Origin of the sequence: Stenotrophomonas sp. NPDC078853 (assembly GCF_044901215.1) — a bacterium.
GTDB classification, from domain to species: domain Bacteria; phylum Pseudomonadota; class Gammaproteobacteria; order Xanthomonadales; family Xanthomonadaceae; genus Stenotrophomonas; species Stenotrophomonas lacuserhaii.
This window is the reverse complement of sequence record NZ_JBJDOQ010000015.1, coordinates 82,480-100,031: the sequence shown is the minus strand read 5'-3', so window position 1 is coordinate 100,031 and position 17,552 is coordinate 82,480. Positions and strand designations below refer to the sequence as shown.

The following is a 17,552-nucleotide window of genomic DNA, read 5'->3' as shown; positions in this document are numbered from 1 at the left end:
TGGCGTCTCCTGGACGAGAAAGCGGGTCGATGATGGGCGAGATCCTGGTGCTCTACTACAGCCGAGGCGGTTCGGTGGCACGGCTGGCGCGGCAGATCGCGCGGGGCATCGGCGAGGTTCCGGGCATGGCCGCGCGCGTGCGCAGCGTGCCGGCCGTGGCCGCCGTGACCCAGACCGCGCGTCCGCCGGTACCCGATGAAGGCGCGCCGTATGTCAGCGTCGAAGACCTCGCCGAGTGCGATGGGTTGCTGCTCGGCAGTCCCACCCGGTTTGGCAACATGGCCGCCCCGATGAAGCACTTCCTGGATGGCCTGGGCGCGGAGTGGGTCAATGGCACGCTGGCCGGAAAGCCAGCGGCGGTGTTCACCTCCACCGCCTCGATGCATGGGGGCCAGGAATCCACCCTGCTGTCCATGCAGCTGCCGTTGCTCCACCACGGTTGCCTGATCGTCGGCATTCCGTTCACTGAAGCTGCGTTGAGCCACACCACCAGCGGCGGCACGCCCTACGGTGCCAGCCACGTGGCGGGCGCCAATGATGATCCGCAGCCCAGCGAGGACGAAGCCACCCTGGCCCGCGCGCTTGGCCGACGGGTCGCCGATATCGCACGGCGGCTGGCCTGATGGCCACCACCGCGCGCACCGTGCTGCTGCTCGCCCTGATGGGCCTGGCGGCGCTGTACGCCGGCTGGTTCATCAACGACCGCCACTGGCTGGCGACCCAGCTGGTGTTCACCGCCCCGCCGCTGGTGCTGGCGATTGCGCTGCGGATGGGCTGGCGCAAGGCCGGCTTCTGGGCCAGCGTGCTGGCGCTGGGCTGGTTCAGCCATGGCGTGATGAGTGCCTGGAGCCATGCCGAAACGCGCGCGCTGGCGTGGCTGGCGATCTGCCTGTCGCTGCTGGTGATCTTCGCCGGCAGCCTGCCCGGCCTGCGCGCACGTTTCAGCCGAAAGCAACGCTGACGGCCCCCACCGGGGCCGGTATCATCTGCGTTCCTGTTCCTGCAGCGCCGTTCCAGGCTCCGAAGACATGCCCATGATGGAAGACCTCCTGATCGTCACCACCGGTGGCACGATCGACAAGATCTACTTCGACGACAAATCGGATTACCAGATCGGCGATCCACAGATCGGCATGATCCTGCGCGAGCTGGGCGTGACTTTCCGCTTCAACGTCATCCCGATCCTGCGCAAGGATTCGCTGCACATCAGCGATGACGACCGCGAGCTGATCCGCGCCACCATCGCCGCACAGCCTACCCGCCATGTGCTGGTCACCCACGGCACCGATTCGATGGTGGCTACCGGAAAGGTGCTGTCGACCATCCCGGACAAGACCATCGTGATGACCGGCGCGTTGAGTCCGGCGCGCTTCCGCGGCTCCGATGCCGAGTTCAACATCGGCTGCGCCATCGGCGCGGTGCAATCGCTGGCCGCCGGCGTGTACATCGCGATGAACGGGCGCATCTGGGATCCGCAGAGCGTCCGCAAGAACGTGGCCGAGAACCGTTTCGAAGCGGCCTGACCGCTCAGGAGCCGCCCCTCCCGGGCGGCTCCTGCGCTGCATCACCTCACTGCGATGCCACCACTTCGATGGACCGGTCCACGGCGGAGTCGGCGTCTGCCATGCCTGCCCCGCAGCCCTGCGGGCAAGCGATCAGCAACGGTCGCGCGGTCTCTTTCAGGATATCGGCGACCTGCGCAGGCGTAAGACGGCCATCCACGGCCGACTGCATCAGCGCCACTACGCCGGCGACGTGCGGGGCCGCCATCGAGGTACCGTTATAGGCGGCATAGGCAGGCGCGCCCGGCGAGGTGCGCCCACTGTTCAAGGTGGAAAGGATGTTCTCACCAGGCGCCGCCAGGGTGATTCCCCTGCCGTAATTTGAAAAACCCGCACGCGCACCGCGTGAGGTCGTGGCCGCCACCGCCACCACGCCACGGCAGTTGGCCGGCGTGAACCGCGACACATCCGCGTTGCTGTTTCCTGCTGCGACAACCACCGTTGCACCGGCCTGGATCGCGCTGTCCACGGCGGCCTGCGATGCGCGATCGCAGGCACCCTGGCCGCCCAGCGACAGGTTCAGCACTTTGGCGGGATTTGCATTGCGCGGAATGCCTCTGACGGTGCCGCCCGCAGCCCACACCATGCCGTCGGCGATGTCCGAGGTGTAACCGCCGCCCTTGCCGAGGACACGGACATGCACCAGTTTGGCGTCGAAGGCCGTTCCGGCGACCCCCTGCCCGTTGTTCGTGGCTGCAGCAACGGTGCCGGCGACGTGGGTGCCATGCCAGCTGGAGGGTCGACCCCACTGGCTGTCGCCGGTGTCTTCCGGGTTGTCATCCCGACCGTTGCCGTCGCCGGCCATGCCGCCGTTGCTGATGAAGTCGTAACCCGGAAGCGTATTGGCGTCCAGTTCCGGATGGCGGGTGCGGCCGGTGTCGATGATCGCCACCACCTGCCCGGCGCCGGTGGCCTTGTCCCACGCCGGCCGCACGTTGAGTGATGCGGCACTGTTGGAGAAGCCCCACTGTTCGTTCAAGCGCGGATCGTCGGGATCCAGCGCGGGCTTCAGGATGCGATCCACCTGCACGTGGTCCACGTCCGGATCGCTCGCCATGGCCGCCATCCAGGCACCGGCCTGCGCGCGGTCCAGCGCTTTTCCGGCGCGCACCACCATCGGCCCGGTGGCCATCCGGCGCAGCACCTGCATGCCGCCGGTCGCCATGCGCAGACTGGATCCGGCACGGCCCAGCGCGGCCTGCATCGCGCCTTCATTCTCGCGCAGTGCACTCCCGTCACGCAGGTGCACGATGAACTGCTGGTGGGTGTCCGACTGCACGAGGCCGGAAAGATCTACGTCGCCGGCATGGGCCGATGCGCTGGACATCGCCATCAGCACACAGGCAATGGCAGGTGACAGGAACGTTTTCTGACAGGGTATTTTCATCTGGAGCCTCCTTTGGTTTGTGGCCAGTCGATCGTGTGCTTGTGCACCTGCGGCGGGTATCGGGCATCCACCCGCCTGGCTCCCGGCACATGACACGGGAAAGGTGAAACTTTCTCCCTGTCCGGTTCGCCGGCGGGCTCCACCCGTGCGTGTGATGAAGCGGCGCGCTATTCGGCCTTGGCCTTTACCATGAGCCCGCTGTAGTCGCTGATTGCCTTGATCCGTATGTGCCAGGTTCCAGAGCCTGGCCAGACGCGCACGCAGGTCTTGCTGTTGCCGGTGCCCTGGGGACGGCAGTTGTATTCGGTATCGGTGGGCCTGACCGCGTGGCGGGTGTACAGATCAACATCGCCGGATCCTTCGCCGATCTGCACCACCAGCATGTTGCTGCCGGCCGGCACGTTGAAGGTGTACCAGCGCTCGCTCCCGGCAGTGCCGCTCAATCCCCTGACCGGTACGTCGTTTTCCAGATCCGACGGATCCGGGTCCGGATCGGGGTCTGGATCCGGACCGGTATCGCCGGCGGCCGCCCTGGCCACGACGACGGCAGCGTCGACCAGCCCGGCGCCGCAGCCGCCGGTGCAGGTACCGGGCAACGGCCGTGCGGCACTTCGCAGCAAGGCGTCCACCTGCGCGGGCAGCAACGGCTTGGGCGCTACCGATTGCATCAGCGCGACCACGCCCGCCACGTGCGGGGCCGCCATCGAGGTGCCGCTGTAAGCGGCATAGCTGGGTTGTGCCGGGCCCTGCTGCCCATCATTCAAGGTGGACAGGATGCTTTCGCCCGGCGCGGCCACCGTGATGCGCGCACCGTAGTTGGAGAAGGATGCGCGGCTGCCTGCGGCGTTGGTGGCCGCCACGGCGACCACGCCGCGGCAGTTCGCCGGCCGGTAACGCGCTACATCGTCATTGGAATTGCCCGCCGCCACGATCACCGACGCACCATGGGCAATGGCCGTATCCACCGCGGCCTGGCTGGCCCGGTCGCAGGTGCCGAAGCCACCCAGTGACAGATTGACCACCTGCGCTGGATGCGGATTGTCCGCCACCCCGGGCACCCGCCCGCCTGCGGCCCAGACGATGCCATCGGCGATGTCCGACTGGAAACCGCCACAGCGCCCCAGCACGCGCACCGGCACCACCTTGGCATTGAACGCGGTGCCGGCCACGCCGATGCCGTTGTGGGTGGATGCTGCAACGGTGCCGGCCACATGCGTACCGTGCCAGCTCGAACGCGAACCGCCAGCGGAGCTGCATTCACCGGGAGGATACCAATCGCCTGCATCGGTGGCATCGCCATCGCGCCCATCGCCATCGCGGGACATCGCCGGATCGCTGATGAAGTCGTAGCCGGGAAGCATGTTGGCGTCGAGGTCGGGATGGCGGGTGATGCCCGTGTCGATGACCGCCACTACCACGCCCTTGCCACTGGCGATGTCCCAGGCAGGGCGGATACCCAGCGCGGCGTTGCTGGCGCCGAAGCTCCATTGCTCGCCCAGCCGGGGATCATCGGGATTCCATGAAGGCCGCAGGATGGCGTCCAGCTGCACGGCATCCACCTCTTCCTGCTGTGCCAGCGCGCGGAGCAGCTGTTCGGCCTCGGCGGCATCCAGGGGAACGCTGGTACGCACGACCGTGCTGCCGGTCGCCATGCGCCGCAGTGCGTGGACCTGCACCGCCCTGCCGCCTTTGCGGGGAAGCGCATCGGCGGCCCGTTGCAGGCTTCGCGCCGCGCCTGCCAAAGAAGATGCCGACGCACTGCCAGACCGATAGGCGACAATGAACTGCTGATGCGCGGTGTTGCCGGCCAGCCCTTGCAGATCGACGTTACCGGCTTGGGAGAGCGGGCTCGCGCAAAGACCCGCCACCACGAGGGCAACGGCTGCAGCGACGGGATGGTACCGGGTAAGCACACGGCAATGGGTGGACATGGTTGCTGACTCCTCGCAGTGGGACGGCACCTGTCACTGCGCAGAGGAAAAAAGCCGCAGCAGGCACTGTCACTGGCGACGCGATGATCGGCATTCAACACCGTCACGGCGTAACCGGCACGCTCATGCTGCGCGCCTGAAACGCCGCCCATCATCGGGAAAAGCCGTAGCCGCGCCGAGGGGGTCTCCGTTAATGGAGTCGCCGTAATGCCCGACTGCAGGGCACCGCGAAGGTCAGGCTGATACGACGACGCCCCGGCAGGGCCGGGGCGTCGGGAGACACGCTGGAACGGCTTCGGTCAGTACTGCGCGCGCACGGTCAAACCGGAGAACGTGCTGTAGGCCTTGATCCGCACGTGCCAGGTACCTGCGGCCGGGTTGCTGATGGTGCAGGTCTCGTTGTTGCCGCTCAGGTAGGGACGGCAGGCGTACGTGCTGTCGGTCGGCGCGCTGCCTTGGCGCAGGTACAGGTCGGCATCACCACTGCCGCCGCTGATCGCCACGCGCAGCTGGGTGGCACCACTGGGAACGGTAACTGTGTAGCTCAGCGCCGCACCGGAAGCGGCACCCAGCCCCCCCACCGCTACGTTGTTCTGCAGCACCGTGCCGGTGCCCGGATCCGGGTTGCCACCACCGCCGCCCTGCGCCGCCACCACCGCCGCATCGGCGTTGACGATGCCCGCACCGCAGCCACCGGAGCAGGCACCCGGCAGGGCGCGCGCGGTGTTCTTGATGATGGTTTCCACCTGCGCCGGGGTGAGCGCGCTCGGTGCCACCGACTGCATCAACGCCACCACGCCGGCCACGTGCGGGGCCGCCATCGAGGTGCCGTTGTAGGAGGCGTAGGTCGCCGAGGCCGGCACCGTGGTACCGGTGTTGAGGGTGGACAGGATGGCCTGGCCCGGCGCGGAGATGTCGATGCCGGCACCGTAGTTGGAGAAGCTGGCCTTGGCGCCGGTGTTGGTGGTGGCTGCCACCGCGATCACGTTGGCGCAGTTGGCCGGGACCGACGTGGAGACGTTGCTGGCTTCGTTGCCGGCGGCCACCACCACGGTGGTGCCACGTCCCACCGCGCCGTTGATCGCGTTCTGGTAAGTGGCCGAGCAGCTGCCACCCCCGCCGAGGGACATGTTGATCACTTCGGCCGGATTGGCATTGGCCGGTACGCCGCTGACCGTGCCGCCGGAGGCCCAGACGATGGCATCGGCGATATCGGAGGTATAGCCGCCGCACTTGCCGAGCACGCGCACCGGAACCACCTTGGCGTTGTAGGCCGTACCGGCCACGCCGGTGCTGTTGTTGGTCACCGCGGCGATGGTGCCGGCCACGTGGGTGCCATGCCAGCTGGAGTTGGACGCCGGATAGCCCGCGCCACATTCATTGGCGGCGTACCAGTCGCCCTGGTCGTTGGCGTTGTTGTCCCGTCCACCACCGTCGCGTGCCATCGCCGCGTCGCTGATGAAATCATAGCCGGGCAGGATGTTGGCATTCAGATCCGGATGGCTGGTGATGCCGGTGTCGATCACCGCCACCACTACGCCGGTGCCGGTGGACTTGTCCCATGCCGGACGCACGTTGATGGACGCGTTGGACGTACCGAAGCCCCACTGTTCGCCGAGGCGGGCGTCGTTCGGCACCAGGGTCGGCCGCATGATCTGGTCGACCTCCACGTACTCCACGTTGGGATCGGCGGCGAGCCTGCGCATCAGCATTTCGGCCTGCGCGGCATCCAGCGGCTGATCTGCCCGGACCACGCTCGGGCCCACCGCCAGCCGGCGCACCTGCTGCAGGCCCAGCGCGCGTCCCTGCGCAGCCGACAGGCCCGATGCCGCGGTCTTGAGCGAGCTCGCCAGGGCTGACGGCGTGGCCAGTGGCGCGCTGTTGTCGCGGAACTTGACGATGAACTGCTTGTGGGTCGGCGCGGACGACAGGCCACTGAGGTGGACGTCGCCGGCGAACGCCGGGGCGACCAGCAGCAACGAGGTGAGCACGGAGGCCCCCATGACGACCACTGCACGCTGACGCAGACGCGGTTGCGAAACCTGGGACATCGGATTTCCTTTTCTGGGTTCTGGCATGGATGCCGGATTCGGCTGAGGGCGCCGGTCGCGATTCGCAGGCTGCGCTGCACTGGCGGGAATCGGTACCGGGGCGGACAGTCCCCCGTGCGCTGTCCACAAAGCCGAAGCTAGTCGGTTCGAGCCATTCGCGACAATGTTTCAGCCCCACTTCAGTGACATGAAATGTCGGAAGTGAGACTTTTGGTGTCTAAAATTTGTAAAGGTGAAGGAACTTTCACCCGCGGTTAACGGTCCTCGGCTGTCCCTGGCCTGTCCTGGATTGACTGTGCCGACATCCACCAGGCAATAAAAAGCCCGTCACAGGGACGGGCTTACAGGGGGATTCCGCCGAGCATGGCTCGGCGCTACCGGCTACACACCTGGGCCCGCGCGGTGCTGTAGCGCCGAGCCATGCTCGGCGGGGCACCGTCAGCCGGTCAGGCGAGCTTGACCAGCCAGCCGTGGCGGTCCGGCAGGCGGCCGTACTGGATGTCGGTCAGTTCCTTGCGCAGCGACAAGGTGACTTCACCGGCCGGCGCGTTGATGTCGCCGACTTCGAAGCCTTCGCCCTTCAGCTGGCCGATCGGGGTCACCACCGCCGCGGTGCCGCAGGCGAACACTTCGGTGATCTCGCCCGACGCCACGCCCTGCTTCCACTCATCGATGCTGACCTTGCGCTCTTCCACCTTCATGCCACGGTCGCGGGCCAGCTGCAGGATGCTTTCGCGGGTGATGCCTTCCAGGATGCTGCCCGACAACTGCGGGGTCACCAGGGTGCCGTCCTTGTAGACCAGGAAGACGTTCATGCCGCCCAGTTCTTCCAGGTACTTGCCTTCGGTGGGGTCCAGGAACAGCACCTGCGAGCAGCCCTGCGCCTGCGCCTTCTGCTGCGGCAGCAGCGAGGCGGCATAGTTGCCGCCGCACTTGGCTGCGCCGGTGCCGCCCTTGGCCGCACGCGCGTACTCGGTGGACAGCCAGATCGACACCGGCGCCACGCCCTTGGCGAAGTACGGGCCGGCCGGGCTGGCGATCACGTAGTAACCGGCCTTGTGCGCGCCGCGCACGCCGAGGAAGGCTTCATCGCCGATCATGAACGGACGGAAGTACAGGCTGGATTCGTCGGCCGACGGCACCCAGTCCTTGTCCAGTGCGACCAGCTGCTTCAACGATTCAACGAAGATGTCCACCGGCAGTTCCGGCAGCGCCAGGCGCTGCGCCGAACGCTGCAGGCGACGGCCGTTGGCATCGGGGCGGAAAGTCCACACCGAGCCGTCGGCATGCCGGTACGCCTTGATGCCTTCGAAGATTTCCTGGCCGTAATGCAGCACCGCGGCAGCCGGATCCAGCAGCAGCGGGCCGTACGGGCGCACGTTGGCGTTGTGCCAGCCGGTGTCCTTGTCCCAGCGCACTTCCACCATGTGGTCGGTGAAATGCAGGCCGAAGCCCGGCTTTTCCAGGATGGCGGCGCGCTCATCGGCGCTGCGCGGATGGGCCGAGCGGGTGACGTCGAAGCTGATGTTGGACTGGGACACCGGATGTTTCCTGTTCTGGTTGCGGTTGTTACCGGGATTCCACCACGCGGGCGGCGTACGGTCGGGTCAGAGCATGCCGGTTTCCAGGCGCGCCGACTCGGACATCATGTGGCGGCCCCATGGTGGATCGAACACCAGTTCCACGTCGGCCTCGGCCACGGTGGGGATGATTTCCAGTTTGCTGCGCACGTCGTCGACCAGGATGTCGCCCATGCCGCAGCCGGGCGCGGTCAGGGTCATCTTGACGTCGACCTCGCGGCGGCCATCGTCCAGGTGCTTGAGCTCCACTTCGTAGACCAGACCGAGGTCGACGATGTTGAACGGGATCTCCGGGTCGAAGCAGGTGCGCAGCTGCTGCCACACCAGTTGTTCGACCTGTTCATCGCTGGCGTCGTCAGGCAGCTCCAGCGGTGCCGGGGCCTCCTTGCCGATGGCATCGCCATCCCGTCCCGCGATGCGGAACAGGTTGCCTTCGACGAACACCGTATAGCTGCCACCCAAGGCCTGGGTGATATAGCCATAGCTGCCGGCGGGCAGGGTCACCGTTTCGCCCTGCGGGACCATGACGGCCTCGCAGTCGCGTTCGAAGTGGACTGGTTCACTGCTACGGGAATACATGAGGCTCGATCTGGGGGCTGCGGACGCGCCGCGCAAGGCGACATTTTAGCCCAGCGGCCCGGCGCCCGCCCGTGCACTGCGGCAAACCCAGTATCCTGTTGGCATCCAAAGGGAAATCCGCATGCCCTCTCCTGCTGTACGCACCAGGACCGTGTCCTGGCTCTGGCCCGTGATGTACCTGATCGGCGCCGGCACGGCCCTGCTGGCCTGGGTGTTCTTCGCATTGATGACCGGCCGCCAGCTGGGTTGGATGGCGGTCGTGGTGGCGCTGGAACTGCTGTTCATGCTGCGCCTGGGCACCCTGCGCGGCGGCGTGCTGCGCGCCCTGCTGGTGGCCGGCGGCACACTGCTGGTGACCGCGCTGGCCTGGTGGAGCATCGCCAGCGCGTGGCTGGGCGGATCGATGGGGCTGACTCCCTGGGAGTCCGCACTGCGCATGGGCCCGCACCTGGCGTGGACGCTGGTGGGGCTGGCCAACGTCACCGCCGACTGGCTGTGGCTGCCGGTAGCGGTGGTGTTCGCGGCATGGCTGGGCTGGCAGAAGCGCGTCTGACGCAGCGCCAGCAGGTTCGGTGGGTGACGACCGGCTCTGGTGGGTGACGGGCGGCCTTGGTGGGTGATGACCGGCTTTGGTGGGTGACGACCGGCTTTGGTGGGTGACGACCGTTGGTCGTCACGCTGTTGCTTTCCGCTGCGCTCGCCGGGCTTGGCTCGGCGCTACCACGCGCAGTAGTGACGGCCGCTGGCCGTCATTCCCTTGCGGCGGATGGGGCTCAGTGCCCCCCATCCAGCCCCTTCAGCTCACTCACCAGCGAACCCGCCGCCGCCGCCCCATCGCCGTACAGCATGCGGGTGTTGTCCGCATAGAACAGCGCATTCTCGATCCCGGCAAAACCGGTACCGCGCCCGCGCTTGATCACGACCACGTTGCGCGCATTGACCACATCCAGGATCGGCATGCCGTAGATCACGCTGGCCGGATCGGTGCGTGCCACCGGATTGACCACGTCGTTGGCACCGATCACCAGCACCACGTCCGTGCTCGGGAACTCCGGATTGATGTCGTCCATGTCGGCGATCAGGTCGTACGGCACGCCGGCTTCGGCCAGCAGCACGTTCATGTGCCCGGGCATGCGGCCGGCCACCGGATGGATGGCGAACTTCACCTTCACCCCGCGCGCGATCAGCCGCTGCGCCAACTCCCAGATCTTGTGCTGCGCCTGGGCCACGGCCATGCCGTAGCCCGGCACGATCACCACGCGTTCGGCAAAGGCCATCATCGCCGCCACGTCGGAGGCATCGATCGGCTTCTGCGCACCGGTGATTTCCTGCGCCTCGCCGCCCGCACCACCGCCGAAATTGGAGAACAGCACGTTGCTGATCGGCCGGTTCATCGCCTTGGCCATCAGCCGGGTCAGCAGGATGCCGGCCGCACCGACCATCATGCCGGCGATGATCAGCGCCTCGTTGCCCAGCACGTAGCCTTCGAAGGACACCGCCAGGCCGGTGAACGCGTTGTACAGCGAGATCACCACCGGCATGTCCGCCCCGCCGATCGGCAGGGTCATCAATACGCCCAGCGCCAGGGCCAGCACGAAGAAGGCGATGATCGCCCAGGGTGCCAGCGTGCTGGCGGCGATGATGCCCAGCACCACCACGGCCAGCGCCACGATCATGTTCAGCGCCTGCTGGCCGGGCCAGGTGATGCGCCGGTCCAGGCGACCGTCCAGCTTCGCCCAGGCGACCACCGAACCGGACAGCGAGACCGCGCCGATGGCCGCACCGGTCACTGCCAGTGTCAGCACCATCGCCGAAGGCTGGCGCGCGGCCAGGTCGGCCAACGCCTGCGCGCTCCAGTGGCTGGTATCGCGGTTGGCCAGCGCCGACCAGCGCAGCAGCTCCACCGCACCGATGGCCGCGGCCGAACCGCCCCCCATGCCGTTGTACAGCGCCACCATCTGCGGCATGTCGGTGATGGCGACCTTGCCGGCTGACCACCACGCCAATCCGCCGCCCAACGCCAGCGCGACCAGGATAAGCGGGATGTTGTGCAGTTGGGGCAGGAAGAAGGTGGCAACGGTGGCCACCAGCATGCCCAGCCCGGCCCAGCGGATGCCGCTGCGGGCGGTAAGCGGCGAGGCCATGCGCTGCAGGCCGAGCAGGAACAGCGTGGCAGCGACGAGGTAGCTGGTCTTGACCAGCCAATCCAGCAGTTCAGGCGTGCTGACGTTCAAGGTTGCGGCTCCTTGTCGGCGTCGGTGGGCGCCGGCTTGACGCTGGGCTTGAACATTTCCAGCATGCGCGCGGTGACCACGTAACCGCCGGCGGCATTGCCTGCGCCCAGCACCACCGCGACGAAACCGAGGATCTTCTCCAGCGGCGTCTGCGCGTGGCCCAGCACCACCATCGCGCCGATCAGCACGATGCCGTGGATGAAGTTCGAACCGGACATCAGCGGGGTATGCAGGATCACCGGCACCCGCGAGATGATCACATGGCCGGCGATGGCCGCCAGCATGAAGATGTACAGCGCCACGAATCCGTCACTCACCGGCACGACTCCCGCTCTGGATGTAGGCCCCATCATAACCATGCGCTGAACCGCGCGCGCTTTGCTGTCAACGCGGGCTGCCTGCACGCGTTGTCCATGGTGAGCCCGACGAAGGACCCGTACCCTGTGCTGGTGAGCAGCCCCCTGGCCCCGACCGCCGACGCACCGCCCGCATCACTGGATCAGTTCCTGGCCGGGGTGGGACCGCGCGCGTTCCGCTTCGCCGAGGCCGGCCTGCGCCATCGCGAGGATGCGCTGGACGCGGTGCAGGACAGCCTGATCCGCATGCTGGACTACCGGGAAAAGCCGGCCGCCGAGTGGCCGCCGCTGTTCTGGAGCATCCTGCGCCGGCGGGTGATCGACCTGCAGCGCCGTCGCCGCTTCCGCCTGCCGTTCTGGCGCGACAACGTGGACAGCGACGGTGAGCCGGTGGACTGGGCCGACGAGGGTCCGGGCCCGGCCGACGTCCATGCCGGGCGCGAACAGTACGATGCGCTGGTGCAGGCCCTGCGCACGCTGCCACCGCGACAGCGCGAAGCCTTCACCCTGCGCGTGCTGCAGGACCTGGACGGCGCCACCACCGCACGCGCCATGGGCTGCAGCGAAGGCGCGGTAAAGACCCACCTGGCGCGTGCCCGCGACGCGCTGAGAACCCTGATGGAGAATCCGACGTGAGCCGCACCCTGCCCCCCGACGACCAGTTGCAGGCCCTGCACCAGCAGGCCGTGCAGGCGCTGTCGCCCGCCACCCTGGCGCGCCTGCGCAACGCGCGACATGCCACGGCGGCATCGCGGCGGCGACCTGCCTGGTGGATGGCTACCGCCTTTGCCGGGGTGGCCGCGCTGGGCGTCGGGCTGAGCCTGCAGATGCGCTCGCCGCCTTCACCGCTGCCGGCGGTGGCGCCGATGGTGGCCGCGCTGGAAAGCGATGGCGCCGCGCTGGATGAAAACCCCGATCTTTACCTGTGGCTGGCCAGCACCGACCTGGCGATGGAGTGACCTGATGAACGCCTATCTCCCTTCCCGCCTGTTGCCTGTACTGCTGGTGTTGCTGAGCGCCAGCGGCGCGGCGTTCGCGCAGGAAGCCGCGCCGCCGGCCTGGGAACAGCTGACCCCGGCCCAGCGCGACGCACTGGTCGCGCCGCTGCGTGACCGCTGGAACAGCGCCCCACCCGAACAACGCCAGCGCATGCTGCAGCACGGCCAGCGCTGGCAATCGATGACACCGGAGCAGCGCGACCAGGCCCGCAAGGGCATGCGCCGTTTCGATGGCATGACCCCCGAGCAGCGCGAACAGGCGCGCGCGCTGTTCGCCAAGATGCGCGGCATGACCCCGGAGCAGCGCACTGAACTGCGCGCCCGCTGGGGCACGATGAGCAACGACCAGCGCCGCCAATGGGTACGCGACAACCCGCCGCGCCCGCGCAACCGCGACTGACCGCGCCGACGCTCCGGTAGCGACGGCCGCTGGCCGTCCCGCTCTCGCCTCGGTAGTGACGGCCGCTGGTCGTCCCGCTGTTGCCTCGGTGGGTGACGACCGTTGGTCGTCCCGCTCTCGCCCCGATAGTGATGGCCGCTGGCCGTCCTGCTGTTGCCCCGGTGGGTGACGACCGTTGGTCGTCACGCTCTCGCCCCGGTAGGTGACCACCGTTGGTCGTCACGCTGTTGCAGTTGAGATTACCGCTCAGCCACCGGCCACCCAGCGCGTCTTCGCCAACAACTCATCCTCCCAATCAAACCGCACTTCCCCGTCATGCACGAACAGGCTGACGAAGTTCAACACGTTGCGGGCATACATCTCGCTGGCCTGCGCCGCGCCCAGGCTGGCCAGGTTCAACGGGCCATCCACCACCACGCCAGCGTGCTCGATGCACTCACCCGGCACGGTCACCGCACAATTGCCGCCGCTTTCCGCAGCAAGATCCACGATCACGCTGCCCGGCGCCATCCCTTCCACCATCGCCTGGCTCAGGATCACCGGCGCCGTGCGCCCCGGCACCGCCGCCGTACAGATCACCACATCCACGCCACGCAGATGGTCGGCCAGCCGCTGCTGCTGCAGCGCGCGCTCCTCATCGGTCAGCGCACGCGCATAGCCGCCCTCGCCGGCCGCGCTGACGCCAAGGTCGAGAAAGCGCGCACCCAGCGACTGGATCTGCTCACGCGTTTCCGGTCGCACATCGAAGCCTTCCACCTGCGCGCCGAGCCGTCGCGCCGTGGCAATAGCCTGCAGCCCCGCCACGCCCGCGCCCACCACCAGCACCTTGGCCGGACGCACCGTGCCCGCCGCGGTGGTCAACATCGGGAAGAAGCGCGGCGCCCGTTGGGCGGCGATCAGCGTGGCCTTGTAACCGGCCATGCCCGCCTGCGAACTCAGTACATCCATCGACTGCGCGCGGGTGGTACGCGGCAGTAGCTGCAGCGGGAACAGCTGCAAGCCCGGGTCGCCAGCCAGCGCGGCCAATCCGGCATCACGGGCTGGCTGCAGCAATCCCACCACGCTGGCACCGGGCTTCAGACGTGCCAGCCGGGCAGGATCGGGGGACTGCACACAAAGCACCGCATCGATGTCGGCCCATCGCGTGTCATCGACCAGCAGCGCGCCGGCATCCAGATAGGCCTGATCGGTGAAGCCCGCCGCGGTGCCCGCACCGGCCTCGAACCAGACCATGGCACCGCGTGCGGCCAGTTTCTTCGCGGTTTCCGGCGTCAGCGCGACGCGGCGCTCTCCGGATGCGGATTCCTTGACCCCCAGCAACGCTACGGACATACGCTTCCCCGCTGATCGGTAATAAGCCGATAGTAGCGCGCCCCACGCGCCGTTGCTGGCCTGGCGGCCTGCGCCGGCGAGCGGTTTCATCTATCCCACGACAAGGGCAGCGTCCGGCATCAGGATGCACTGGAGGGTGAGGTCGTGCGCGCCGCGCCTGCTGGCAACCTCGTCCATCCACGTACTGTCATCGTGATATTCAATCGCCGAGAGCAGCCCGTTCTGGCAATGCAGCACGGCCCTGAGCGGCGTGAAGCCACCGGCGACGCTGACCGTCACCTCGGCCAACGTCACGTCATGCCCAGCGAGCGGCAGGGCAAGGCCGTTGTCTACCACTGGCTTGCCCCGCGACGTCTGGTGCAGGCGCATCGTGCGTCTTCCGGGCAGGCGTTCGATACCCGTAATGCAGAGGATCTGACCGGCCCAGCGGGTCGCCATTTCCGGGTTCAGCTGCGCCTGCACGCAGTGCACGATCAGCACTTCCAACCGACTCAAAGCGGCCTTGGGCGCAAACAGCCGCGAGAATATCGACATCATCCTTGTCTTCTCCTGCCTGGGTGGCCACACCGGCCATAGGCTCCATGTCACTACACCGGACCCCACCGTGAAAGTGTCAAATACGACGCGATGCGGTTCCGCCAAGGCGCGATGGTATATCGGCCCGTGATGCCTTGCTCCGTTCATCGTGGCCGACATGCTGGCGCTACGTTTGTGACCCAACGCGCGAGTACCGCTTCGCACGTGCGCCGCGCGGATGAGCGGCACCCGCCCTCTATATTTCGACAGCGTGCACTGCGGGCTGCGCGCACTCGGCATAAGGATAAGACTGGAGGTGATTTGAGCGTCGCTCCCTCTCATGCAGGATGTTGACGACAGCCCATCCGGTGCCCAGCCGGGAAGGCGTGCCCTCCGGCTGGCTTGACCTGCATAAGAGGGGCCTGTTCCACCACGCATGCTGCTTTGGCCGCCGACGCTTTTGACGGCGTACTGTCATCCAAACATGGGCTGGTACCAGAACATTCCCTTTTCCCTCAGCCAGGGAAATCTGACGCCATCGAAAATCGACAGCTGCGCCATGTCGATGCCGTAGCGGCTGAAAATTGAGATCAGCTCCATCAGGTCATCATCCCCAAGAGATGTCGCCACGCGCAAATATATTGAATCGCCCGAACCCTTGATCTCTTCAATCGCAGAAACGGATGCAAGCCAGGCAAACAGGTTTTCTTCGTCGCGAGGCGAGAAGAAAGTTAAATCAGCTATCGCTAATTGAACGACCCCGCCCTTATCCATCTCAGACTCCGCATACTTTTTCCTATCCAACACGCTTGAGCCAAGCATCAGGAAACCCGGCCGGAGAGACGTCACATAGCCGCTATAAAAGTCGGATTCAACTGAGCTCACATCCATCCACCACGTAGTTCCATCTACCTCCTGCGTCAAGACAGCCATCTATATCCAACTGGCGGACCATCCAAAGCCCAGTAGATAAGATCACAAAAGCCAAGAGCACTAGCATTACCAGGCTTCTTTTACATGTCATCTCAGCAGCGCTGCCGGCAATCCTGCGGGATGATAGACGGAGCATACATCGCTTCAGGAACCTGGCGTCGAGCGCACACGTCCATGCTCAGCCCCCTCACTCCTCGCTTGCCCCAATTACAGCAACCTCGCCGTCCCTGAAAAACATCAAGTGCGCACCGTCTGAAGAGATCAGTGAAATCAGATCTCACGATGCGCTTCCCTCTTAAGACCGCCCTGCCCCGCCAATTACATTTAGCACAGCCATACTGGCTCATCTGGCTATTTTCTCGTTGCAGTAACGAAGACTATCCACATCGGTCTCCCAGCAAGTTCCCGCATAAATCAGGGTTTCACGCCCTCGCGCTGATAGCTCAATTTCATCTGAAACCCTTCCATTGCAAAATATCATCCTACGACCCATAGCGACGAATCTGTCGGATCGTAACGTCCAGTCATGGCGCCTTGCTAACATGGCGCCTTACTAAATCAATGAAATGTCTGGAGGCCACGTCGACTGTCAAGTCCGCCTTGGCTTCAGCCGTCCTCCCGATAAATGTTCCGCGCGATAACGCCTTCTGCGTTCGAACATCACTATTTTTCGGCAATTCCAAATCTTCGTTAGCCGCCCGTAATTCCATGCCGTTTGGTCGGCCAGACTAATCGCCTCGAACCAAACTTTGTGTAACCAACCGCCAGCTCATCACGATAAATATACAGGCCAATGCCACAAGGGTAAATTTGGACTTCACCACCCATCTCCCAAGCTTACGTCACCTCAAGGGACTCAGCAGGCGATAGCCCGCTCCCTAGTCCGACGCCAGCTCGGTCGAATTGTCGGCGTGCGGAGAATGATAGAAGCCCGCCGCCACCATTGAACCGCAGCAGTTTGGCGAGACGCGCTGGTCATTCTAATCGCCCCCATCCCCGAACACCTCCGTGTACCAAAATCCACTTGGATCCCTGAATCTCTTTGATATTTCTGGAACATCCAAACGCTTTAGCTCAGAAAACGGAATCAGATAGCGACGGAAAAGTGATATGAATTCAAGTGCGTCGTCAAACGTAAGCCCCCCCCTATCAATAACGGCGTATATGGCTCGCCCCTGACCAAATACGTCGCACACTGATCCAATACTTTTCAACCATGTGAAAAAGTAAAGCTCATCCTGAGAGGAATAGAACTTGACACCAGCCATCTCTATTTCGAGGTGCTCTTGGCCACTCATCGTCGTCTGCCTCCTGGGCATTCATTGTCGCGAGCCCCCACCCTTTTATCTTGCACGTCCTGGTGCGAGCCTCGGTGCGCTGAACCGCCCCACCCACTGGGAACCCCTACGTTACCATCCGCGTCCGCTCGTGTAAGAGTGCCCCTTCGGGCTACGGACCCCACTTCGGCCCGTCCTTCGGCGGACATGAACCTTTCGCGTACCTGGCAAAGCGGGAGCCGCCGCGCCACCCGGATAGATGACAGAAGCCAGTCGCTCCTCCTTGGTGTTGGAGTACCGCAAGGTCGTCGCTCCGTGGGTCACCTGACCGCGCGGTCGTGGCAGTAGTTGATCATTCCATCAGAGATCGCCGAGGCTCTTGGGTTTGCCCAACCGCCTTGCACCCGCAAACATCG

The 17,552-nt window shown here is 65.8% G+C and carries 17 protein-coding genes and 1 pseudogene; 7 read left to right on the top strand and 11 right to left on the bottom strand.

What is annotated here, in order from left to right; all coding sequences use genetic code 11:
* Positions 1-32: 32 nt before the first annotated feature.
* The 3 genes from wrbA (at position 33) to ACI2JH_RS15185 (ending at position 1,523) form a co-directional block, all read left to right on the top strand.
* Complete coding sequence (gene wrbA, locus ACI2JH_RS15195) at positions 33-623, top strand: NAD(P)H:quinone oxidoreductase (RefSeq protein ID WP_101099655.1); 591 nt, start codon at positions 33-35, stop codon at positions 621-623.
* Positions 623-961, top strand: a complete 339-nt coding sequence (locus ACI2JH_RS15190; protein ID WP_182657530.1) for a DUF2069 domain-containing protein — start codon at positions 623-625, stop codon at positions 959-961. The genes wrbA and ACI2JH_RS15190 overlap by 1 nt, the downstream gene beginning before the upstream one ends.
* A 76-nt stretch (positions 962-1,037) precedes the next feature.
* Complete coding sequence (locus tag ACI2JH_RS15185; protein WP_101099654.1) at positions 1,038-1,523, top strand: asparaginase domain-containing protein; 486 nt, start codon at positions 1,038-1,040, stop codon at positions 1,521-1,523.
* Positions 1,524-1,590: 67 nt separating this feature from the next.
* Here ACI2JH_RS15185 and ACI2JH_RS15180 read toward each other — a convergent pair.
* The 5 genes and pseudogenes from ACI2JH_RS15180 to sufT all read right to left on the bottom strand — a co-directional run.
* Positions 1,591-2,949 (bottom strand): annotated as a pseudogene (locus ACI2JH_RS15180) (S8 family peptidase); the annotation flags it as partial.
* A 167-nt stretch (positions 2,950-3,116) separates the two neighbouring features.
* On the bottom strand, positions 3,117-4,880 hold the full coding sequence (locus tag ACI2JH_RS15175) for a S8 family peptidase (RefSeq protein ID WP_404736607.1): 1,764 nt from the start codon (positions 4,878-4,880) through the stop codon (positions 3,117-3,119).
* A 299-nt stretch (positions 4,881-5,179) separates the two neighbouring features.
* The gene (locus ACI2JH_RS15170; protein ID WP_182657533.1) at positions 5,180-6,931 is read right to left on the bottom strand and encodes a S8 family peptidase; all 1,752 of its coding nucleotides are present in this window, start codon (positions 6,929-6,931) and stop codon (positions 5,180-5,182) included.
* A 446-nt stretch (positions 6,932-7,377) separates the two neighbouring features.
* On the bottom strand, positions 7,378-8,472 hold the full coding sequence (locus tag ACI2JH_RS15165) for a branched-chain amino acid aminotransferase (protein ID WP_101099636.1): 1,095 nt from the start codon (positions 8,470-8,472) through the stop codon (positions 7,378-7,380).
* A 66-nt stretch (positions 8,473-8,538) separates the two neighbouring features.
* Positions 8,539-9,090, bottom strand: a complete 552-nt coding sequence (sufT, locus tag ACI2JH_RS15160; RefSeq protein WP_042613066.1) for a putative Fe-S cluster assembly protein SufT — start codon at positions 9,088-9,090, stop codon at positions 8,539-8,541.
* A 121-nt stretch (positions 9,091-9,211) separates the two neighbouring features.
* Here sufT and ACI2JH_RS15155 point away from each other — a divergent pair, with 121 nt between their 5' ends.
* Positions 9,212-9,643 (top strand): hypothetical protein, encoded by a 432-nt coding sequence (locus ACI2JH_RS15155; RefSeq protein ID WP_404736606.1) that lies wholly within the window; start codon positions 9,212-9,214, stop codon positions 9,641-9,643.
* Between the two features lie 220 nt (positions 9,644-9,863).
* On the opposite strand, the gene ACI2JH_RS15150 is transcribed toward ACI2JH_RS15155, so the two are convergent.
* Both ACI2JH_RS15150 and ACI2JH_RS15145 read right to left on the bottom strand, forming a co-directional pair.
* Entirely contained in the window at positions 9,864-11,324 is a 1,461-nt protein-coding gene (locus ACI2JH_RS15150; protein WP_404736605.1) for an NAD(P)(+) transhydrogenase (Re/Si-specific) subunit beta, read from the bottom strand.
* On the bottom strand, positions 11,321-11,641 hold the full coding sequence (locus ACI2JH_RS15145; RefSeq protein ID WP_042613078.1) for an NAD(P) transhydrogenase subunit alpha: 321 nt from the start codon (positions 11,639-11,641) through the stop codon (positions 11,321-11,323). Before ACI2JH_RS15145 ends, ACI2JH_RS15150 begins: the two co-directional genes overlap by 4 nt.
* A gap of 96 nt (positions 11,642-11,737) precedes the next feature.
* Here ACI2JH_RS15145 and ACI2JH_RS15140 point away from each other — a divergent pair, with 96 nt between their 5' ends.
* Genes ACI2JH_RS15140 through ACI2JH_RS15130 form a run of 3 tightly spaced genes read left to right on the top strand, consistent with a single transcriptional unit; the run spans position 11,738 to position 13,078 of the window.
* Positions 11,738-12,316, top strand: coding sequence for an RNA polymerase sigma factor (locus tag ACI2JH_RS15140; protein WP_404736604.1), 579 nt, complete (start codon positions 11,738-11,740; stop codon positions 12,314-12,316).
* Positions 12,313-12,639 (top strand): hypothetical protein, encoded by a 327-nt coding sequence (locus ACI2JH_RS15135; protein WP_346591021.1) that lies wholly within the window; start codon positions 12,313-12,315, stop codon positions 12,637-12,639. Before ACI2JH_RS15140 ends, ACI2JH_RS15135 begins: the two co-directional genes overlap by 4 nt.
* A gap of 4 nt (positions 12,640-12,643) precedes the next feature.
* Positions 12,644-13,078, top strand: coding sequence for a DUF3106 domain-containing protein (locus tag ACI2JH_RS15130; RefSeq protein WP_319274348.1), 435 nt, complete (start codon positions 12,644-12,646; stop codon positions 13,076-13,078).
* A gap of 246 nt (positions 13,079-13,324) precedes the next feature.
* On the opposite strand, the gene ACI2JH_RS15125 is transcribed toward ACI2JH_RS15130, so the two are convergent.
* From ACI2JH_RS15125 to ACI2JH_RS15110, 4 genes are all read right to left on the bottom strand, one after another.
* Positions 13,325-14,410: an NAD(P) transhydrogenase subunit alpha gene (locus ACI2JH_RS15125; protein ID WP_101099630.1), complete on the bottom strand. Its 1,086-nt coding sequence runs from the start codon at positions 14,408-14,410 to the stop codon at positions 13,325-13,327.
* A 90-nt stretch (positions 14,411-14,500) separates the two neighbouring features.
* Positions 14,501-14,947: a hypothetical protein gene (locus ACI2JH_RS15120; RefSeq protein ID WP_404736603.1), complete on the bottom strand. Its 447-nt coding sequence runs from the start codon at positions 14,945-14,947 to the stop codon at positions 14,501-14,503.
* Positions 14,948-15,400: 453 nt separating this feature from the next.
* Complete coding sequence (locus ACI2JH_RS15115; RefSeq protein ID WP_404736602.1) at positions 15,401-15,859, bottom strand: hypothetical protein; 459 nt, start codon at positions 15,857-15,859, stop codon at positions 15,401-15,403.
* 1,294 nt (positions 15,860-17,153) lie between these two features.
* Positions 17,154-17,345, bottom strand: coding sequence for a polymorphic toxin type 37 domain-containing protein (locus ACI2JH_RS15110; protein ID WP_372487472.1), 192 nt, complete (start codon positions 17,343-17,345; stop codon positions 17,154-17,156).
* Between the last annotated feature and the right edge of the window lie 207 nt (positions 17,346-17,552).